This is a genomic window from Ramlibacter sp., from assembly GCA_019635435.1.
Lineage (GTDB): Bacteria > Pseudomonadota > Gammaproteobacteria > Burkholderiales > Burkholderiaceae_C > JAHBZM01.
The window spans coordinates 1,768,880-1,785,836 of the sequence record JAHBZM010000001.1 but is presented as its reverse complement, the minus strand read 5'-3'; the positions used below and the strand labels follow the sequence as shown (position 1 = coordinate 1,785,836).

The following is a 16,957-nucleotide window of genomic DNA, read 5'->3' as shown; positions in this document are numbered from 1 at the left end:
ACGGACTATGCCCCGCAAAAACAGCCGACCCGAAACCCCATGAAAGCCGACCTGATCGACCGCATCTACGAATGCTCTTTTGTGCCCGAGCTGTGGCCCGGTGTCCTGGACGAAGTCGCCCAACTGGCCGACTCCAGCGGCGGCCTGCTGTTTGCCGTGCGTGACAAGGTGCTCAACTGGACCTCGTCGCCGGTGCTGAACGACATCTTCCGGGCCTACGTCAAGGACGGCTGGTTTGCCAAATGCAGCCGGCGCGTCTGCCTGTTCAGCCAGACCCAGCCGACCTTTCTGGTCGAAAACGACTTCTGGACCAACGCCCAGCTGGACGCCAACCCGATCTACACCGAGTTTTTCAGGCCACGCGGCCTGGGATGGTCCGCGGGCACCGGGCTGATGATGCCCACGGGCGACAACATCGTCTTCAGCGTGGAGCGCGCCTACGAGCGTGGCCCGATTGAAAAAGACCGCGTGCAAACCCTCAACACCCTGCGCCCGCACCTGGCCCGCGCTGCGCTGATATCGGCGCGCCTGGGGCTGCAGAACGCCAGGGGCGCCAACGACACCCTGGCCGTTCTGGGCCTGCCCGCGCTGATCCTGGATGAAAGCGGCGTGGTGATTGAAGCCAATGCCCTCATGCAGGGCTTGTCGGGTCAGGTGCACTGGCGGGCCCAGGACCGCATTGCCCTGGCCGACGCGCGCGCCAACGCCATTCTCTGGGCGGCGTTGCCCGCGCTGGAGGGCACTGACGCCGCGGCGGAGCCGGCGGTGCATTCCTTTGCGCTGCGCAGCCCACAGGGGCATGCCGAGATGGTGGCGCACGTGGTGCCCATTCGCCGCTCGGCCCACGACATTTTTGCCCGTTCCTATGCCTTGCTGATCGTCACGCCCGTGACGGCGCGCAAGGCGCCGCCGGTCGAGCTCCTGCGGTCCCTGTTTGACCTCACGCCATCAGAGGCCCGCGTGGCCCGCAGCCTGGCCAGCGGTGATTCACTGGACGAGATTGCCGCCAAGGGCAGCGTCAGCCGCAACACGGTTCGCGCGCAGTTGCAGAAGGTGCTGGACAAGACGGGCTGCGCAAGGCAGACCGAAGTGGCGGCCCTGCTGTCGGGTGTGGCGCTGGGGCCCGACGCAACGCTGCATTGACGGCGGCGGCCACAAAAAAAGCCGGGCCCAGCCCGGCTTTCTTGCGCGAAGTGGCTTGCGGTCAGTTGCGGTCAGCCTGGGGCGCGCGCTCCTCAGGCATGGCCGCCGTCGTGTCCTGCGACGGGGTGGGGCTGTTGGACAGGGTGTCGCTGCTGCTGTTGCCCTGCACGCCCGTGGAACCCATGGGGGTGTTCTGGGTGCTCTGCTGGCCCTCGGAAATGGGCGGGTTGATGCCGTTGCTGGGCGGCGTGCTCTGGGCGATCGCCACGCCGGCACCCGCGAAGGCGAGGGCCACGGCGCCTGCAATCAGGCCTTGGGACAGTTGGGACTTGTTCATTTCAGAATCTCCTGGCAGTGATGGTTGGACCATCGGGTTGAAGGAACGCCGGGTGAGTCCGGCTGATTCCCAGAATACTGGCCGGGCAAATCCGCGAGGTCGGCAGCAAGCGGTTTGCACTGTGGGCCACCGCCTACATCGGCTGCGCGGCGGGGCCCGCGTCGTTCCCCAGCGCGAACACCTCGTCCAGCGCACGGGTCTCGGGCAGCACGTAGACCACGCCATAGCGCTTGTCAAAGGCCGGCTGCAGCACCTGCTCGAAAAAGGCCACCGGCACATTGATGCAGCCATAGGAAATGCGGTTGTCGTCGGGCGTGGGCGTGGCCAGGCGCTCCAGCCGGCGCTCGGACGCCACGGTGGCGCGTACCCTGTGCATGGACACCGCCGCGTCGTAGTCGACCCAGATCACGTCCTCGTCCAGCGTGTTGCGCCCGGGCTCGGCCACGAAGCGGCCGGCCGGCGTGGTGCGCTCATGCGGCCGCACCTGCGCGATGGGCCGCTTGCCAATGCCCGCGACGCTGTCGTCGCCCGGCGCAAAGCCCAGCAGCACCGGCGAGGCCCCGCGCAGGCGCGCATCGGGCCCGAACACAAACACGCGCGCCTGCTTCTTGTCCAGGATCACGAAATTCATGCCGCGGTTGTCGCCCGTGCGCGCCACCCACCGGGCCAGCCGCCGGGCGTCGCTCGAGGCCGTCTCGCCCGCGAAATCGGCCGAGCGCACGGCCACGGGCGGCCCGCCCTGCCAGGGCAGCGCGCCATGGCGCGACGCCCACACAATGCCCACCAGCGCCACCATGCCGATGAGCGCGCCAGCCGCCGCCGCGCGCAGCGCGGGGCGCAGGGGAGAGGATTTTTCAGTCATGCAGGTCTCCTTGCTTGTCCGTGCACAGCCTTGCAAGCTTAGAAATCCGGTGGCCAGCGGCGCGTGGGCGGGCGCCCCCGGACGCTGTAGGACGGCATCTGCCTACACCGGGGCCCCGGCGCGTGCAAGGTGTCAGCTACCAATGGCTTTCGGGCCGCCGCATTTGATAAGCTTGCTTATTAATCACCGCCCCGCCCGCCATGACCTCCCCACAAGAACCCCAGACAGGCACCGCGCCGGTACGCCGCTTCAAGGACCCGGCCTATGTGCCCCAGGCGCAGACGCTGGGCGAGCTGCGCCGCAACATCGATGCGCTGGACGCGCAGATCGTGGCCCTGCTGGCCCAGCGCGCGCTGTGCGTGCGCGACGCGGTACGCTTCAAGCTCGACGAATTCCAGGTCTCGGCGCCGGCCCGCCAGGAACAGGTGTTCCGGCGGGTGCGTGAGCTCGCTGCGGCGCATGAGGCCCAGTTCCCCGGGTTGCCCGACCTCGTCGAGGCCACCTATCGCACGCTGGTCGCCGGCTTCATCGCCGGCGAGGGGCGTTTCTTCCACGACACGGAAAGGATCACACCATGACCCGTCTTCAATCCCCCTCCACCCGCCAGCTGCTCAAGGGCGCGGCCCTGCTCGCGCTGGCCAGCGCCTGCGCCGGCGCCTGGGCCCAGGCCCCCTGGCCCAGCAAGGCGATCCGCATCGTGGTGCCGTATGGCGCGGGCTCGTCGCCCGACATCATCACGCGCATCGTGGCCGACAAGATCTCGCCGCGGCTGGGCCAGCCCGTGATCGTCGAGAACCGCCCGGGCGGCGGCGGCAACAACGGCACCTCGTATGTGGCCAAGGCCGCGGGTGACGGCTACACCTTCCTGATCAGCACCAACGGGCCGCTGGTCTACAACACGCAGATCTACACCAAGCTGGGCTACGACCCGTTCACCGAACTGCGCCCCGTGGTGCTGGCCGGTGGCCAGGCCAATGTGTGCGCGGTGCGCGCCGACTCGGGCATCAACTCGCTCAAGGACCTGGTAACCGCCATGAAGAAGGAGCCGGGCAAGTTCAACTTCTCGTCCACCGGCGTGGGCAGCCTGTCCCAGCTGGGCGTGGAACTGCTCAAGGTCAAGACCGACACCTACGCGGTGCACATCCCCTATGCCTCGTCACCGCTGGCCATCGCGGCCATCCTGCAGGGCGACGTGCAGTTTGCCTGCGTGCCGGCCGTGGCCGTCATGCCGCAGGTCAAGGCCGGCAAGATGCGCGCGCTGGCGGTGTCCACCGCCAAGCGCAGCGAACTCACGCCCGAGATCCCGACGATGAAGGAAGCCGGCCTGCCCGAGATTGAAAACCTCGCGTGGATGGCCATCATGGCGCCCGCGAGCACGCCCAACGACATCGTGCAGCGCATGAACCAGGAGATCAACGCGGCCCTGGCCCAGCCCGAGGTCAAGACCAAGCTGCACACCATGTACATGGAACCCATCGGTGGCTCGGAGCAGGAACTGCAGAAGTTCATGCAGAAGGAGCTGCAGGTCATGACCCCCGTGATCAAGCGCACCGGCGTCAAGATCGATTGAAGATCAGGCTGCACGCCGACGCCCGCCCCGCGGGCGCCGGCGAGGTTGACGATGCGCTGGCCCGGCTCGACCATGGGCCGGGCATGTATTTCGGGGTGGACGCCGGCGTGGCCGGCCTGCACCCCTTGCAGGCCACGCTGGTGGAGTCCCCCGCGCTGCTGCTGCGCGTGACGTCCCATGCGCTGCAGGTGCAGGCCGTCACGGCGCTGGGCGAGGCCCTGCTGGCCCAGCCCGCACTGGCGGGCTGGCAGGCCGCCACAAGCAGCCGCCACATCGTTGCTTCACTGCGCGTGCTGCTGCAGGCCTTTGAACCCCAGGCCGAAGTGATGCTGCTGGGCGCGCTGCGCTTCAACGCCCACCTGCTGGCCGCCCACCACGCCACCACGCACACCGAACCGCCCGAAGAGATCGGCGTGCTGTTTCTGCCCGGGGCCTTCTGGCAGCGCGATGCGCAGGGGCAATGGACCCATGTGCGCCTCACGCTGGCCGGCGCCGATGCCGCTGGGCACGCCAGCGCCCCGCCGCCTTCCGGCCAGCGGCTCGCCGCGCGCGCATCGGCACTCGTCAATGCCTCACAGCCGCCCCAGGACGACCACGCGCCCGGCGGTTACGCCGCGATGGTGGCGCGAGCGCTGACCCACCTGCGCGCGCAACCGCTGGTGTCACTGACGCTGAGCCAGAGTTACCGGCGCCGCAGCACGGCGTCAGCGGCCCAGGCCTTTGCGCGGCTGCGCCAGGCCAACCCGGCGCCGGTCAGCTTCCTGCTCAACGATGGCGCCGGCGGCCAGCTGTTTGGCGCCTCACCGGACCTGCAGCTCGTGGTGCGGCAGGGCCAGGTGCAGGCGCTGCCGGTGTGCGGCACGGTGGCGCGCGGGCCGGGCCCGGTTGGTGAAGCCGAGGCCTTCCGCGAGCTGGTCAATGAAGCGGTGGACGCCGCGTCGCTCGCGATCTGCAGCGACGCGTTGCGCAACGACCTCGCGCCGCTGTGCGAGCCTGGTTCGCTGCACCTCACGCACCGGCGCCGCCAGATGTCGCTGGCCACCGTGGTCCACACCGTGGACCGGCTGCAGGGCCGCCTGCGCGATGGCGTGGACGCCTGGGATGCCCTGGTGGCCACGGCCGCGCCCGTGATGCTCACGGGCACCCCGCGGCCGCAGGCGCTGGCAGCCATTGCCCAGCTCGAGGTCAGCCCGCGCGGCTGGTACGGCGGCCTGGGCGTGCTGGTGCAGGCCGATGGCAGCGCGCTGGTGGGCACCCTGCTGCGCGCCGCCAGCCTGCGTGACGGCGTGGCCGAGGTGCGCACCGGCGGCGACCTCGTGGCCGACTCGGTGCCTGAGCGCGAGGAGCAGGAGTCGCGGCTCAAGGCGCTGTCGCTGTGGCGCGCCCTGGGGCTCGATGCGCCGGTTGACAGTACCAGCGCCCCCGGCCCTTCGGCGCGCCTGCCTTCGGCCGTGCGCCTGGACGACAGCGGCGACGACCCCTTCCCCGCCGCGGTGCGCGACCTGCTGCGCGGCCTGGGCTTGCAGATCACCGACACGGCGCAGCCCTGCGTGTTGCTGGGCCGGCAGCCGCCGTCCCTTGCCCGCACCCACACCGTGGCGCTGGGCGACGCCGCGCTGGCGTTGCTCGCGCAGGCCGGTTTTGAGGTGGACCCCATCACCCCCGAGCATGGCCGGCTGGTGCATTGCCGCGCTACGGCCCAGGCCCCGTGGGCCGACCCGGGCCTGTTCGTGGCCGGGGGTTACGCCAGCCGCGCGCTGCGCCCCGGCGCCGCCGTGCCGCCGGGCTGGACGGTGTGGCTCGAAGACGCCCAGGCCAGCCCGCGCCTGCTGGTGCATGCGGGCCAGCGGCTGGCCTGCCTGCTGCTGCGCCCGGAGTCCCTGCTGTCGGACCCGCGGGCCGTGCAGGCCCTGGGTTATGCGCTGGCCTTTTGCACACCCGGCCCCGATGCGCCATGATGCGGTGATCGCATCTTGAAAGGCACACCATGGCCCGCTTGCTGCAACGCTTCGCCCTTGTCCTGTGGCTGGTCACGGGCAGCCTGTGCGCGACGGCCGCGCCGCCCGCCATGGCGCCCCTGCCTGCCGCTGACGTGAAAGCCGTGCGGGCCACCGTGCAGGGCCAACTCGACGCCTTTGCCGCGCGCGACGCTGAAAAAGCTTTCTCGTATGCCGCGCCGAGTATGCGTGAAAGGTTGGGCAGCGCCGAACGCTTCATGGCCATGGTGCGCGCGGGCTACCCGGTGGTGTATGAACCGGCGCATGTGGCCTTCCTGATCCCCGAGGCCCTGCCCGATGGCACCGTGGTGCAGCGTGTGCAGATGACCGACCAGCGCGGTGACGCCTGGCTGGCCACCTACACGCTGCAGCGGCAGAAGGACAAGGCCTGGCGCATCACCGGCTGCGAGGTCCAGGGCAACAAGGGCCGCGTCGCCTGAGCCCCCGGGCCGCGCGGGCCCTTCACGCGGTTGTCACCTTGGCGGGGTCTACTGACGCCTTGCTGGAGGTGATCGTCATGATGCTGGAGAAAACCGACAAGGCGCGCAGCGAACTGCGGCCCGGCGTGCGCACGCTGGGCCAGCGCGAGCGTTCACTGCTGCTGCTGGCCGACGGCCAGCGTTCCATCCACGACCTGCGGCCCCTGTTTGACGGCGAGGGCGAGCAGATCGTGCTGCGGCTGGTGCGCGACGGCTACCTCTCGCCCTCGCGCCAGAGCACCCCGCCCGCGGAGCCACCGGCTGCGCGGGTGGCGGTGTCAGCGCCCGCGCCGCTTGGCGACGCTGGCGCGGCCCCGGGCAACGCCGCCGACGCCTTTGAAGGCAAACGGTCGCTGGCCACCACGCGCATGTTCCTGTTTGACATCTGCGAGCGCATGTTCGCGCGGCGCGACCCGGCGCGTGCCGAGGCCTTCCGCGAGGCCCTGCGCACCGCGCGCGACCGCGCCAGCATGCTGGCCGCGGCGCGCGAGATGATCGAGGCGATTGAACAGGCCGCTGGCGCCGAGCGGGCCGACTCCATCAGCGAACGGATTGCGATGCTGCTGCCGCCCGAAGGCGTGGCCTGAGCGGGCCGGCCGGGCTCAGAACACCCAGGCCAGCCAGGCGGCGATCAGGCCGCTGGCCGACAGGCCAAACAGCCACAGCGGCAGGCTGGCACGGCGGCGCTGGCGTGCATCGTCGCGCAGCAGCCATTCGCTAATGATGCGTTCGCTCTGGGGGCTGAGGCAGCCGGAGGAGAGGGCAATTTCCACTTCGCGGCGGCCTCGGCGCCTGGCGTAGTGCTCCACCTGGCGCAGGGTGGTGAAGATGTCGCTGGTTTCGGAAAAGTCCGCTACGGTGTCCATGGCCGTGCATTGGACCCGAATGCGCCGGGAAACGGTGTTTCCGAATGTGTACTAAAGCAACCGTGTAACCGCCGCTCAGGCCAGGCCCAGGCGCCACAGGGACGTCACCTCGGCCGCCCGCGCCGCGTGCAGCGGATCGCCCGGGTCGGCCGCCTTGGGGTGGCGCGGCCGGGCATCGAGCCGGCCCAGCACCTGCAGGCCTGCCGCGGCGATCCAGCCCAAAAGCTCGTCCCGGCCGCGCAAACCCAGGTGCTCGGCCAGGTCCGACAGGATCAGCCAGCCTTCGCCGCCCGGTGCCAGGTGCGGCGCCAGCCCCGCCAGAAAGCCGCGCAGCATGCGGCTGCCTTCGTCATACACCGCATGCTCGATCGGTGAACTGGGCCGCGCCGGCACCCAGGGCGGGTTGCAGACCACCAAAGGGGCCTGCCCTGGCGGAAACAAATCGGCCTGCAGCACCTCCACCTGCGCGGCCAGGCCCAGCCGGGCCAGGTTGTCGCGCGCGCAGGCCAGGGCCTGCGGATCCTGGTCGGTGGCCACCACGCGGGCCACCCCGCGGCGCGCCAGCACGGCCGCCAGCACGCCCGTGCCGGTGCCCACATCAAACGCCAGGCTCGTAGCGGGCAATGGCGCCTGGGCCACCAGATCCACATACTCGCCGCGCACCGGCGAGAACACGCCGTAGTGCGGATGGATGGACGCGCCCAGCGCGGGCACCGGCACGCCCTTCTTGCGCCACTCGTGCGCACCCACCAGGCCCAGCAGCTCGCGCAGCGTGACCACGCCGGGCCCACTGCCCGGACCCCAGGCCTCGGTGCAGGCCTGGCGCCAGTCGGGCCCGCGCCGCAGGGGAATGCCGTGGTCCGCGTCGAGCGGAATCAGCACGGCGGCCAGCACGCGCGCACGCTGCGCCAGCGCCTGGCGATGCAGGTGAAAGGCCTCGGCCGGCGTGGCGGGCGGCGGCTTGTCGCGGCCCTTGGCCTTGCCGGTTTTTCGCGGCTTGTCGGCGCGGCGCGCCAGCGCCTGCAGCAGCTGGCGCGCGTTCTGGAAGTCGCCGCGCCACAGCAGGGCCGTGCCTTCGCAGGCCAGCCGGTAGGCGGCGTCGGCGCTCAGGGTGTCGGCGGCTGGCTGCACGCGGCGCGGCGGCGGCAGGCCGGCCTCGCTGCGCCACAGCGCGTGCTGCGGTGCCCCGCCCTCGCTCCATTCCATGGGCACGGGCGTCATGCGCCGGCCCGGCGCGGCAGCAGCCGCTGCACGGCAGTGACGGCGGCCAGCACGAGGCCGCCGGCCACCACACCGGCCAGCGCGTTCAGCAGCAGTGGCGCCAGCGCACCCAGCAGCGCACCGACGCCCGGCACCTGCGCCGCCGACTGCGCGAGCGCTTCAATGCCGTGGTGCAGCCAGCCAAAGCCGTGCGTGAGGATGCCCCCACCCACGAGGAACATGGCCACCGTGCCGGCCACGGACAGGCCCTTCATGAGCCAGGGCGCCGCGCGCAGGATGGCCCGGCCCACGGCCTGCTGCGCCGCGCCGGCCTTGCGGCTCAGGTACAGGCCCAGGTCGTCGAGCTTGACGATGCCGGCCACCAGGCCATAGACGCCCGCGGTCATGAGCACGGCAATGCCCACCAGCACCGTCACCTGCGTCAGCAGCGGGCTGCTGGCCACCGTGCCCAGGGTGATGGCAATGATCTCGGCCGAGAGGATGAAGTCGGTGCGCACCGCGCCCTTGACCTTGTCTTTCTCAAGCTGGGCGAGGTCGGCCGTCTCGTCAGCCACGGCCTGGCGGTGTGCTTCCAGCCGGGCCTGGTCGTCACCGGCGCCGTGCAGCACGCGGTGCGCCACTTTCTCAAAACCCTCAAAGCAGAGAAAGGCGCCCCCCACCATGAGCAGCGGGGTCACGGCCCAGGGCGCGAACGCGCTGATGGCCAGCGCCGCGGGCACCAGGATGGCCTTGTTGACCAGCGAGCCCCGCGCCACGGCCCAGACCACGGGCAGCTCGCGGTCGGCCCGCACGCCCGTGACCTGCTGGGCATTGAGCGCGAGGTCGTCGCCCAGCACACCGGCGGTCTTCTTGGCCGCCACCTTGGTGAGCAGCGACACGTCGTCCAGGATGGACGCAATGTCGTCGATCAGGGCCAGCAGGCTGGATGCCATGGGGCGCCCGCGCTCAGGCGCCGCCGGGCCGCCCCAAGGCGGCCGAAGCCCCCTCGGGGGGCAGCGAAGCGCACGAAGTGGCAAGCGTGGGGGCCATGTCAGACGCCGCCGGGCCGCCCCAAGGCGGCTGAAGCCCCCTTGGGGGGCAGCGAAGCACACGAAGTGGCAAGCGTGGGGGCCATGTCAGTCGAGCTTGCGCTTGAGGCGGATTTCCTCGAGCTTGGCGCCGCCCACGGTGGTGGTGCGCGCGGTGTTGAGCTCGCGCTTGAAGCCGGCCAGCTCATAAAAGCGCAGGGCGCGCTCGTTGCGCAGCAGCACCCACAGCGTGACTTCGGTGCAGCCTTCTTCGAGCAGGCCCTCGCGCGCGGCGTCCCACAGCGCCAGGCCGGCGCCCTGGCCCCAGTGGCCGGGGGCCACATACATGGCCCAGACCTCGCCCGTGGTGGGCTTGGACTTGGGGTCACGCGAGCGGTCAAAGCCCACAAAGCCCGCGACCGTGTCGCCCTCGGTGGCCACGAAGACCTGGGGTTCGCTGAACTCGATGGCTTCGCGCCACAGGGGCAGGCGCTTGGCGGCGGACAGGCCCTGCAGGTGCTCGTCGGGCATCAGGCCCGTGTAGGCGGCTTGCCAGGCGGCCACATGGATTTCGGCAATGGATTGCGCATCGCCAGCTTGGGCGGGACGGACAAGGTAACTCGGCATGTTCAGATTCTGCTGGGCAGTCAATAAATCGGGGCGAGCCACATTGTCGCCCGGGGGCGTGATTATGATGGCCGCGCCGCATGACCCACGCTGAACCCACCTACTCCGCCCTGCTGGCGCCCTCGGGCCAGGCCTTCAGCGCCCCCGCCGGGCAGCCGCTGCTGCTGGCGGCCGAAGCCGCGGGCATCGAGCTGGCCAGCTCCTGCCGCAACGGCACCTGCCGCACCTGCATCTGCCGCCTGACCCACGGGCGCGTGCACTACCGCATCGAATGGCCGGGCCTGAGCGCCGAGGAAAAGGCCGAGGGCTGGATCCTGCCCTGCGTGGCCTACCCGGTTTCCGATGTGGTGATCGATCTGTCCCACAATAGCTGAATGTCCCGTCTCCGCCTCCTGGGCGCGCTGGCCCTGTGGCTGGCCGTCGCCATCACCACCGCCACTGCCCTCGCCGCCCCCGCCACGTTTGAAGACAGCATGGCCCAGCGCACGCTGGCCTGCACCGCCTGCCATGGCCCGCAGGGCCGCGCCGGCCCCGACGGCTACTACCCGCGCATTGCGGGAAAGCCGGCGGGCTACCTCTACAACCAGCTGCTGAACTTCCGCGAGGGCCGGCGCCACTACGGCCTGATGGCCGGCCTGCTGGAGCCGCTGGGCGACGACTACCTGATGGAGATCGCGCGCTACTTTGCGGCGCTGGAAGTGCCCTACCCGCCGCCCACCCCCCGCGGCAGCACCGCCACCGAGGCCTGGCGCCGCGGTGAGGCGCTGGCGCGCGAGGGCGACGCCACGCGCAAGATCCCCGCCTGCGTGTCCTGCCACGGCGCGGCGCTGACCGGCGTGCAGCCCGCCACGCCGGGCCTGGTGGGCCTGCCGCGCGACTACCTCAATGCCCAGCTTGGCGCCTGGCGCGCCGGCCAGCGCCAGGCCCATGCGCCCGACTGCATGGGCCAGATCGCGCGGGCGCTGAGCTTGGACGACATCAACGCCGTGGCCACCTGGCTGGCGGCCCAGCCCGTGCCGCGCACCAGCCACCCCGCAGCCGCGCTGCCGCGCCCGCCCACCATGGCTTGCGGCGCCGCCACCGCGCCGGCAATGCCGGCGGCCAGCGCGGCCGCGAACATGGCGCCCACGGCCACATCGGCAACAAGCACCGCCACATCGGCAAGCCCTGCGCCCGCCGCCCAGCAGGTGGCGCGCGGCGCCTACCTGGCGCGCGCGGGCAACTGCATGGCCTGCCACACCGTGGCTGGCGCTGCGCCCTACAGCGGCGGCCGCGCCATCGACACGCCATTTGGCCGGCTGCACACCAGCAACCTCACGCCCGACAAGGCCACCGGCATTGGCCAGTGGACGGCCAGCGACTTCTGGCAGGCCATGCACGAGGGCCGGGGCCGCGATGGCCGGCTGCTGTACCCGGCCTTTCCGTACCCGAGCTACACCCGCGTGACGCGCGCCGACTCTGACGCCCTCTACGCCTACCTGATGAGCCTGCCGGCCGTGACACGGCCCAACACGCCACACGCCCTGCGCTGGCCCTACAGCACGCAGGCCGCGCTGTGGGCCTGGCGCACGCTGTCGTTCAGCCCGCAGGCCTTTGAGCCCGACCCATCGCAAAGCGCCGACTGGAACCGCGGCGCCTACCTGGTGCAGGGCCTGGGCCACTGCGCAGCCTGCCACGCGCCGCGCAACGCGCTGGGCGCCACGCGCAACCCGCTCAACCTGGCCGGCGGCATGATCCCCATGCAGAACTGGTACGCGCCCTCGCTGGGCGCCGAGACCGAGGCCGGCGTGGCGCACTGGCCAGTGGCGCAGATCGTGGCGCTGCTCAAGACCGGCGTGTCGCCCCAGGCCTCGGTGCTCGGTCCCATGGCCGAGGTGGTGCAGGCCAGCACGCAATACCTGAGCGACGGCGACCTCAACGCCATGGCCACCTACCTGCGCAGCCTGCCCGCCGCGCCGGCCACCGCGCCGCCCAAGGCCGCGCCCGTGAACCCGCGGCTGGCGCAGCGCGGCGCCGAGCTGTACGACAAGCACTGCGTGCAGTGCCACGGCGAACAGGGCCAGGGCGTGCCCGGCGCCTACCCGCGCCTGGCGGGCAACCGGGCCGTCACGCTGGGCACCACGGCCAACCTGGTCCAGATCGTGCTGAACGGCGGCTTTGCGCCGGCCACGGCCGGCAACCCGCGGCCCTTTGGCATGCCGCCCTATGTGCTGCTGCTCAACGACGCCGACACCGCTGCCGTGCTCACCCACATCCGCAACGCCTGGGGCAACCACGCGGCTGGCGTGAGCGAACTGGACGTGAGCCAGCAGCGCGGCAGCGCCCAGCGCTGAGCACCGCCCGCAACCGATTTGCTCCTGTTTTTGTAGCTGGAAGTGGCCGCCGGTATTGGACTCCAGGCCTTTTTGGCTTGAAACCCCGGCAAATCAGCGCCCAATCAGCCGGCAAACGGGTTGGCGAACACAAACATCAGCGCCACGCCCACGCCAATCAGGAAGTTGGCATCGATCAGGCCCGCCAGCAGGAACATCTTGGTCTGCAGCGGTTCCATCATCTCGGGCTGGCGCACCGCGCCATCAATGAAGCGCCCGCCCATCAGCCCGATGCCCAGGCAGGCGCCAATCGCGCCCAGCCCGATGATCAGCCCGCAGGCAATGGCGATGAGTCCGGTGTCAGTCATTTGAAGCTCCTGTGGTTGAAAAATCTTTCGTTGACAGGATGTTCGCGCCGCGGCGTCATGCGGGCAATGACGCGGGAGGTAATGGGAAGAAGAAGGGCAAGGCCCGGCCGCTCAGGCCTGCGCGCACTTGCGCACCGTGTCGAGCGTGCGCGTGGTCACGTCCTTGCCAAAGATGCGCTCGATCAGGTTCATGAACACCGGCCCCTTGTCGCCGGGCACATAGGCCGAGAACACCTCGGCGCCGTCGAGCTTGAGGATGACCGCGTCGTCACGTTCGATCGGCAGTTGGACGACGGCCTGAGGCGGCGTGCGCAGGAAGGTGACGATGCGCTTGGCCGATGCGGGCAGGTCGAACCCCGCGAACGGGTCGGCCGCCAGCAGCGCCTGCAGGTGCAGCGCGGGCCGGATGATGGTGCAAAAGCCCTGGGGCAGATCCGTCTGCATCGCCTTCTCGCAGCGCCGCTGCAAGGTGCCTATCGGCGACGAGCGGGCGTTGAACACCACGTTGCCGCTGGACAGCAGGGTGCGCACCTCGGTGAAGCCCGCGGACTCAAAGCACTGCCTGAGCGCCGGCATGCTGGCGTTTTGCGGGCTGACCCCGCGAAGGAAGGCGACGCAGCGTGGCATGGGGGTGTTGGTCAGTGGTCACCGGGCCGATTGTGCCGCCCGCCATGCCAGCCTGGTAGGGTCATGAAAGCACCTTGCCTCCGGCCGAGAAGTTGCCGGCCAGGAGCTCTTGGTCGGTGAGGGGGCGCCCTTCCCGAATCACCACCTCAAAAGCCCCCGCGCCGAGTGCCATCTCGGTGAACGCCCGGACCTCGACCTGGGTAAAGCCCCCTGCGGGGTTGCCAAGGAGGTGCACCACGACGCGCGGAGGCAACTGCAGGAATGTGTTTCGTCGCACGCGGCGGATGAAAGCCTTCAGCAGTTGCTCAGCGACCGTGAAGTCAGACACAAGAGAACGCGGGTGCGCGAAGGGCTTGACCAACTCCACCGGGCCGCCGGCCGCTGCGGCAGAAGCTGCCTGCAAGCCAACGCCGGCAATGGTGGCTTTGGCTCCCTGGGCGATCGCCACCTGCGCCGGCTCGGAGATCTCCACCCCCGCTTTCACATCCCTCACGCTGAGGTGTTCTGGGGATACCTGGACATACAGCAGTGGAGAGAACGAGGACAAAAAGCTCATGAGCCGAGTATGCCCGGCAGCGACGGTCGGCGATCCGGGCGCGCACGCGCAAAGTTTCTCACCGGGCCGCAAGCCTTGCCTGGATGTCGGCGTAGGCGGCGGCGATCAGCGCCTGCAGCGCGGGCTCGTCCACGGGCACGCCGGGCCGCAGCTTGACGTGGCGCATGAAGCGGCCCGTGCCTTCCAGCAGGCCGCACGGGTCTTGCAGCGCAGCGCCCGTGAAGAAGCCGACATTGACGTGGGCCGTGAAGGTGTTGACGTAGCCAAACGGCGCGTCCTGGACGCAGGCGGTGGGGTGGCCGTCGTGCAGCAGCTCGACGACGTCGGGCCCGCAGGCGCGCATGGCGGCAAACCACTGCTGCGCCAGCGGGCGCAGCGGCTGCGGGGCCGAGAACCAGGCCTGGACGGCGGCATCGTGCCGCCGGGCGCCTGTGAGGGTGAATAGCCGCATTGAATCCACGTCAATGGCCGGCCACCGGCCGCTAATCGGCCTTGACCGGGCAGGTACTGATACCCAACAGACTGTACAGCGGGCACAGGCCGGCGATGCCGGTCAGCAGCGGCACCACGCCGATATAGCCCCAGGGGCCGATGGCCCCTTCCAATGCCGCGCCAATGAGCGCGAGGCCGGCGACGACGCGCAAGACGCGGTCCCAGCTTGCTTCGTTGCGTTTCATGCTTGCTTCCTTTCGGTGTTGTGCCAGTTTGAACAACCCAGCTTAGGCGCTGCCAGCCGGCCGCGGGCTGATGCAGATCAAACAACGCGCCGGTCCCGCCCAGTTGACAAAGCGCAAGTGGCCGCGTGCGGCCACTGCCTAGACTGCGGCAATGGACATCCAGTTTCTAGGCGCCACCGACACCGTGACCGGCTCGAAGTATCTGCTGCGCCACGGCGGCGCGCGCGTGCTGGTGGACTGCGGGCTGTTTCAGGGCTACAAGCAGCTGCGGCTGCGCAACCGGGCGGCGTTTCCGGTCGACCCGGCCTCCATTGACGCGGTGATCCTGACGCACGCACACATCGACCACAGCGGCTACCTGCCCCTGCTGGTGCGCCAGGGCTTTCGCGGGCCGGTGTTCTGCAGCGCCGCCACGCGCGACCTATGCGCCATCATGCTGCCCGACAGCGGCCACCTGCAGGAGGAAGAAGCCGCCTTTGCCAACCGCCACCATCTGTCGCGGCACGAACCCGCGCTGCCTCTGTACACCAAGGACGACGCGCTGGCCAGCCTCAAGCAGTTGCGCAGCGTGCCGCTGGACACGCCCTGGGAACCGGTGGCGGGCCTGCAGGCCCGGCTCGCGCATTCGGGCCACATGCTGGGCTCGACATTTGTGCGGCTGGACGATGGCCGGCGCTCCATTCTTTTCTCGGGCGACCTGGGACGGCCCAACGACCTGCTGCTCAAGCCCCCGGTGGCCATGGAGGGCGCCGACTACCTGGTGGTCGAGTCCACCTACGGCGACCGCACCCACCCCCATTCGGACGCCGTGGCCGGGCTGGGCGAGGTGATACGGCGCACCGCGGCGCGTGGCGGGGCCGTCATCATCCCGGCCTTTGCGGTGGGGCGCGCGCAGGCCCTGCTGCATGCCATCGGGCAGCTCAAGCAGCAGGGCCGCATTGCCGACCTGCCCGTGTTTCTCAACAGTCCCATGGCGGCGAATGCGACGCAGGCCTACACCCGGCACCCTGAAGGGCTCAAGCTCACGCCGGCGCAGTGCCGCGAGCTGGCCAGCGTGGCCCGCATCGTCGAGACCCCCGAAGAATCAGAGCGCCTGAACAGCCGCACCAGGCCGATGGTCATCGTCGCGGCCAGCGGCATGGCCACCGGCGGGCGCGTGGTGCACCACCTGAAGGCCTTTGCACCCGACGCCCGCAACACCCTGCTTTTTGCGGGCTACCAGGCCGGGGGCACGCGCGGCGCATCGATCGTCGGCGGCGCGGCCACCGTGCGCATCCATGGGCAGGACATCCCGGTGCGCGCCGAAGTGGCCCGGCTGGACGACCTGTCGGCCCACGCCGACGCGGGCGAAATCCTGGACTGGCTGCGGCACTTCAGGCAGCCGCCCCGCACCACCTTCATCACCCACGGCGAGCCCGCCGCCGCCGACACCCTGCGCCAGCGGATCGAGCGCAAGCTGGGGTGGGGCTGCCACATGCCTTATTACCTGGAGACAGTGGGGCTGGAGTGATCCCAACCAGGTCTGCGTGCGTGGTGCGGGAGTTGCCTGCGCAAAGCGGAATCCACGCCGGCGACCACAGTAGTTGACCTCTTTCTTATTCGGGCGTCCGCGGATCGCCGTCGTCACCCGGGGCGCTCAGCGGCTGCCGCTCGAACTCCTCGTCTGACAGCTCTGGTGCATTCCGCAGCGCGTCCACTCCTCCAGAAACTCTTCGGTGGGCTCCTCGCCGTCGGCCAGGACCTGCAGGATGGTCTGGCGGGGCTCGCGGCCGGCGCGCCGAAGCCGGAGCCCGCGCTGTGGACTATTTAGACCGAACCATTCAACGTGCCGTTCAATAGTTCGAATACCCTTCGAGGGTCATCCAACGCAATCACGGCCTCGTACAGCGCCTCCTCCGGTTCGGCTTCGTTGGCGTATCTCAACGCAGCAACCGCACGGGCCTGCGCAAATACCTCTTCCCATCCAGCAGCGCCCTGCTCATGCATTCGAAAGTAACGTTCATCCAGGTTTTCGGCTATCGCGGCAAGGTCGGAAGCGGCTTCAAACAGTGCGTCAGGAACACCCAGGACCAACTTGGCCACTTTCAGCGCCACGAGTCGAGCCGCAGCAACACGTTCGGCAGATGAGGCATCGGCGAGTGCCTCCTCAATCTCCGGAGAGACGGTGCTAAGGCGTGTAGGCATCGCGTCGGTTCAACATTCGGCGTGGAATACCGACAACGGAGAACTTATCGCAAGGGGATGATGACCGCAGAGCTGACACAGTCGTGAGGCCGACGAACGCGTCAATTTTCTCGCCCCCCAATCC

Annotated in this window: 21 protein-coding genes; 9 read left to right on the top strand and 12 right to left on the bottom strand. The window is 70.0% G+C overall.

From position 1 onward, the window contains the following. Positions 1-39: 39 nt before the first annotated feature. On the top strand, positions 40-1,143 hold the full coding sequence (locus KF796_08540; protein MBX3586680.1) for a helix-turn-helix transcriptional regulator: 1,104 nt from the start codon (positions 40-42) through the stop codon (positions 1,141-1,143). A 61-nt stretch (positions 1,144-1,204) separates the two neighbouring features. Here KF796_08540 and KF796_08535 read toward each other — a convergent pair whose 3' ends face one another. After that, positions 1,205-1,480, bottom strand: a complete 276-nt coding sequence (locus KF796_08535) for a hypothetical protein (GenBank protein ID MBX3586679.1) — start codon at positions 1,478-1,480, stop codon at positions 1,205-1,207. Between the two features lie 133 nt (positions 1,481-1,613). Then, entirely contained in the window at positions 1,614-2,342 is a 729-nt protein-coding gene (locus KF796_08530) for a hypothetical protein (GenBank protein MBX3586678.1), read from the bottom strand. A gap of 200 nt (positions 2,343-2,542) precedes the next feature. Between KF796_08530 and KF796_08525 the strand changes: the two genes are divergently transcribed. The 5 genes from KF796_08525 to KF796_08505 all read left to right on the top strand — a co-directional run bounded on the left by KF796_08525 (position 2,543) and on the right by KF796_08505 (position 6,975). Further along, on the top strand, positions 2,543-2,920 hold the full coding sequence (locus KF796_08525) for a chorismate mutase (protein ID MBX3586677.1): 378 nt from the start codon (positions 2,543-2,545) through the stop codon (positions 2,918-2,920). Further along, the gene (locus KF796_08520) at positions 2,917-3,912 is read left to right on the top strand and encodes a tripartite tricarboxylate transporter substrate binding protein (protein ID MBX3586676.1); all 996 of its coding nucleotides are present in this window, start codon (positions 2,917-2,919) and stop codon (positions 3,910-3,912) included. Before KF796_08525 ends, KF796_08520 begins: the two co-directional genes overlap by 4 nt. Next, positions 3,909-5,870 (top strand): chorismate-binding protein, encoded by a 1,962-nt coding sequence (locus KF796_08515; protein ID MBX3586675.1) that lies wholly within the window; start codon positions 3,909-3,911, stop codon positions 5,868-5,870. The genes KF796_08520 and KF796_08515 overlap by 4 nt, the downstream gene beginning before the upstream one ends. A gap of 29 nt (positions 5,871-5,899) precedes the next feature. Then, complete coding sequence (locus KF796_08510) at positions 5,900-6,349, top strand: DUF4864 domain-containing protein (protein ID MBX3586674.1); 450 nt, start codon at positions 5,900-5,902, stop codon at positions 6,347-6,349. 77 nt (positions 6,350-6,426) lie between these two features. Further along, the gene (locus KF796_08505) at positions 6,427-6,975 is read left to right on the top strand and encodes a hypothetical protein (GenBank protein ID MBX3586673.1); all 549 of its coding nucleotides are present in this window, start codon (positions 6,427-6,429) and stop codon (positions 6,973-6,975) included. A gap of 15 nt (positions 6,976-6,990) precedes the next feature. On the opposite strand, the gene KF796_08500 is transcribed toward KF796_08505, so the two are convergent. The 4 genes from KF796_08500 to KF796_08485 form a co-directional block, all read right to left on the bottom strand. After that, entirely contained in the window at positions 6,991-7,254 is a 264-nt protein-coding gene (locus tag KF796_08500; GenBank protein MBX3586672.1) for a hypothetical protein, read from the bottom strand. Positions 7,255-7,329: 75 nt separating this feature from the next. Further along, positions 7,330-8,475, bottom strand: a complete 1,146-nt coding sequence (locus KF796_08495) for a methyltransferase (protein MBX3586671.1) — start codon at positions 8,473-8,475, stop codon at positions 7,330-7,332. Continuing rightward, positions 8,472-9,407 (bottom strand): DUF808 domain-containing protein, encoded by a 936-nt coding sequence (locus KF796_08490; protein MBX3586670.1) that lies wholly within the window; start codon positions 9,405-9,407, stop codon positions 8,472-8,474. The genes KF796_08495 and KF796_08490 overlap by 4 nt, the downstream gene beginning before the upstream one ends. A gap of 183 nt (positions 9,408-9,590) precedes the next feature. Further along, the gene (locus KF796_08485; GenBank protein ID MBX3586669.1) at positions 9,591-10,109 is read right to left on the bottom strand and encodes a GNAT family N-acetyltransferase; all 519 of its coding nucleotides are present in this window, start codon (positions 10,107-10,109) and stop codon (positions 9,591-9,593) included. An 80-nt stretch (positions 10,110-10,189) separates the two neighbouring features. Here KF796_08485 and KF796_08480 point away from each other — a divergent pair, with 80 nt between their 5' ends. Further along, complete coding sequence (locus KF796_08480; GenBank protein MBX3586668.1) at positions 10,190-10,483, top strand: 2Fe-2S iron-sulfur cluster binding domain-containing protein; 294 nt, start codon at positions 10,190-10,192, stop codon at positions 10,481-10,483. After that, positions 10,484-12,442, top strand: a complete 1,959-nt coding sequence (locus tag KF796_08475) for a c-type cytochrome (GenBank protein ID MBX3586667.1) — start codon at positions 10,484-10,486, stop codon at positions 12,440-12,442. A 104-nt stretch (positions 12,443-12,546) separates the two neighbouring features. Here KF796_08475 and atpE read toward each other — a convergent pair whose 3' ends face one another. The 5 genes from atpE to KF796_08450 all read right to left on the bottom strand — a co-directional run bounded on the left by atpE (position 12,547) and on the right by KF796_08450 (position 14,649). After that, positions 12,547-12,789 carry a F0F1 ATP synthase subunit C gene (gene atpE / locus KF796_08470; GenBank protein MBX3586666.1) on the bottom strand — a complete coding sequence of 81 codons (243 nt, stop codon included), beginning with the start codon at positions 12,787-12,789 and terminating at the stop codon, positions 12,547-12,549. A 111-nt stretch (positions 12,790-12,900) separates the two neighbouring features. Further along, complete coding sequence (locus tag KF796_08465) at positions 12,901-13,416, bottom strand: DUF1697 domain-containing protein (protein ID MBX3586665.1); 516 nt, start codon at positions 13,414-13,416, stop codon at positions 12,901-12,903. A 61-nt stretch (positions 13,417-13,477) separates the two neighbouring features. After that, positions 13,478-13,972 (bottom strand): rod shape-determining protein, encoded by a 495-nt coding sequence (locus tag KF796_08460; GenBank protein ID MBX3586664.1) that lies wholly within the window; start codon positions 13,970-13,972, stop codon positions 13,478-13,480. 58 nt (positions 13,973-14,030) lie between these two features. Then, positions 14,031-14,423 (bottom strand): DUF1801 domain-containing protein, encoded by a 393-nt coding sequence (locus KF796_08455; protein ID MBX3586663.1) that lies wholly within the window; start codon positions 14,421-14,423, stop codon positions 14,031-14,033. 31 nt (positions 14,424-14,454) lie between these two features. Then, positions 14,455-14,649: a DUF2892 domain-containing protein gene (locus KF796_08450; GenBank protein ID MBX3586662.1), complete on the bottom strand. Its 195-nt coding sequence runs from the start codon at positions 14,647-14,649 to the stop codon at positions 14,455-14,457. A gap of 151 nt (positions 14,650-14,800) precedes the next feature. Between KF796_08450 and KF796_08445 the strand changes: the two genes are divergently transcribed. Next, entirely contained in the window at positions 14,801-16,159 is a 1,359-nt protein-coding gene (locus tag KF796_08445) for an MBL fold metallo-hydrolase (protein ID MBX3586661.1), read from the top strand. A gap of 296 nt (positions 16,160-16,455) precedes the next feature. Here the strand turns inward: KF796_08445 and KF796_08440 are convergent, their stop codons facing one another. Further along, complete coding sequence (locus KF796_08440) at positions 16,456-16,833, bottom strand: hypothetical protein (GenBank protein MBX3586660.1); 378 nt, start codon at positions 16,831-16,833, stop codon at positions 16,456-16,458. Positions 16,834-16,957 lie beyond the last annotated feature (124 nt).

Bases quoted from the DNA above. Each gene is read 5' to 3' on its own strand.
- KF796_08540 (MBX3586680.1), top strand. From the start codon at position 40: ATGAAAGCCGACCTGATCGACCGCATCTACGAATGCTCTTTTGTGCCC.
- KF796_08535 (MBX3586679.1), bottom strand. From the start codon at position 1,480: ATGAACAAGTCCCAACTGTCCCAAGGCCTGATTGCAGGCGCCGTGGCC.
- KF796_08530 (MBX3586678.1), bottom strand. From the start codon at position 2,342: ATGACTGAAAAATCCTCTCCCCTGCGCCCCGCGCTGCGCGCGGCGGCG.
- KF796_08525 (MBX3586677.1), top strand. From the start codon at position 2,543: ATGACCTCCCCACAAGAACCCCAGACAGGCACCGCGCCGGTACGCCGC.
- KF796_08520 (MBX3586676.1), top strand. From the start codon at position 2,917: ATGACCCGTCTTCAATCCCCCTCCACCCGCCAGCTGCTCAAGGGCGCG.
- KF796_08510 (MBX3586674.1), top strand. From the start codon at position 5,900: ATGGCCCGCTTGCTGCAACGCTTCGCCCTTGTCCTGTGGCTGGTCACG.
- KF796_08505 (MBX3586673.1), top strand. From the start codon at position 6,427: ATGATGCTGGAGAAAACCGACAAGGCGCGCAGCGAACTGCGGCCCGGC.
- KF796_08500 (MBX3586672.1), bottom strand. From the start codon at position 7,254: ATGGACACCGTAGCGGACTTTTCCGAAACCAGCGACATCTTCACCACC.
- KF796_08495 (MBX3586671.1), bottom strand. From the start codon at position 8,475: ATGACGCCCGTGCCCATGGAATGGAGCGAGGGCGGGGCACCGCAGCAC.
- KF796_08490 (MBX3586670.1), bottom strand. From the start codon at position 9,407: ATGGCATCCAGCCTGCTGGCCCTGATCGACGACATTGCGTCCATCCTG.
- KF796_08485 (MBX3586669.1), bottom strand. From the start codon at position 10,109: ATGCCGAGTTACCTTGTCCGTCCCGCCCAAGCTGGCGATGCGCAATCC.
- KF796_08480 (MBX3586668.1), top strand. From the start codon at position 10,190: ATGACCCACGCTGAACCCACCTACTCCGCCCTGCTGGCGCCCTCGGGC.
- KF796_08475 (MBX3586667.1), top strand. From the start codon at position 10,484: ATGTCCCGTCTCCGCCTCCTGGGCGCGCTGGCCCTGTGGCTGGCCGTC.
- atpE (MBX3586666.1), bottom strand. From the start codon at position 12,789: ATGACTGACACCGGACTCATCGCCATTGCCTGCGGGCTGATCATCGGG.
- KF796_08465 (MBX3586665.1), bottom strand. From the start codon at position 13,416: ATGCCACGCTGCGTCGCCTTCCTTCGCGGGGTCAGCCCGCAAAACGCC.
- KF796_08460 (MBX3586664.1), bottom strand. From the start codon at position 13,972: ATGAGCTTTTTGTCCTCGTTCTCTCCACTGCTGTATGTCCAGGTATCC.
- KF796_08455 (MBX3586663.1), bottom strand. From the start codon at position 14,423: ATGCGGCTATTCACCCTCACAGGCGCCCGGCGGCACGATGCCGCCGTC.
- KF796_08450 (MBX3586662.1), bottom strand. From the start codon at position 14,649: ATGAAACGCAACGAAGCAAGCTGGGACCGCGTCTTGCGCGTCGTCGCC.
- KF796_08445 (MBX3586661.1), top strand. From the start codon at position 14,801: ATGGACATCCAGTTTCTAGGCGCCACCGACACCGTGACCGGCTCGAAG.
- KF796_08440 (MBX3586660.1), bottom strand. From the start codon at position 16,833: ATGCCTACACGCCTTAGCACCGTCTCTCCGGAGATTGAGGAGGCACTC.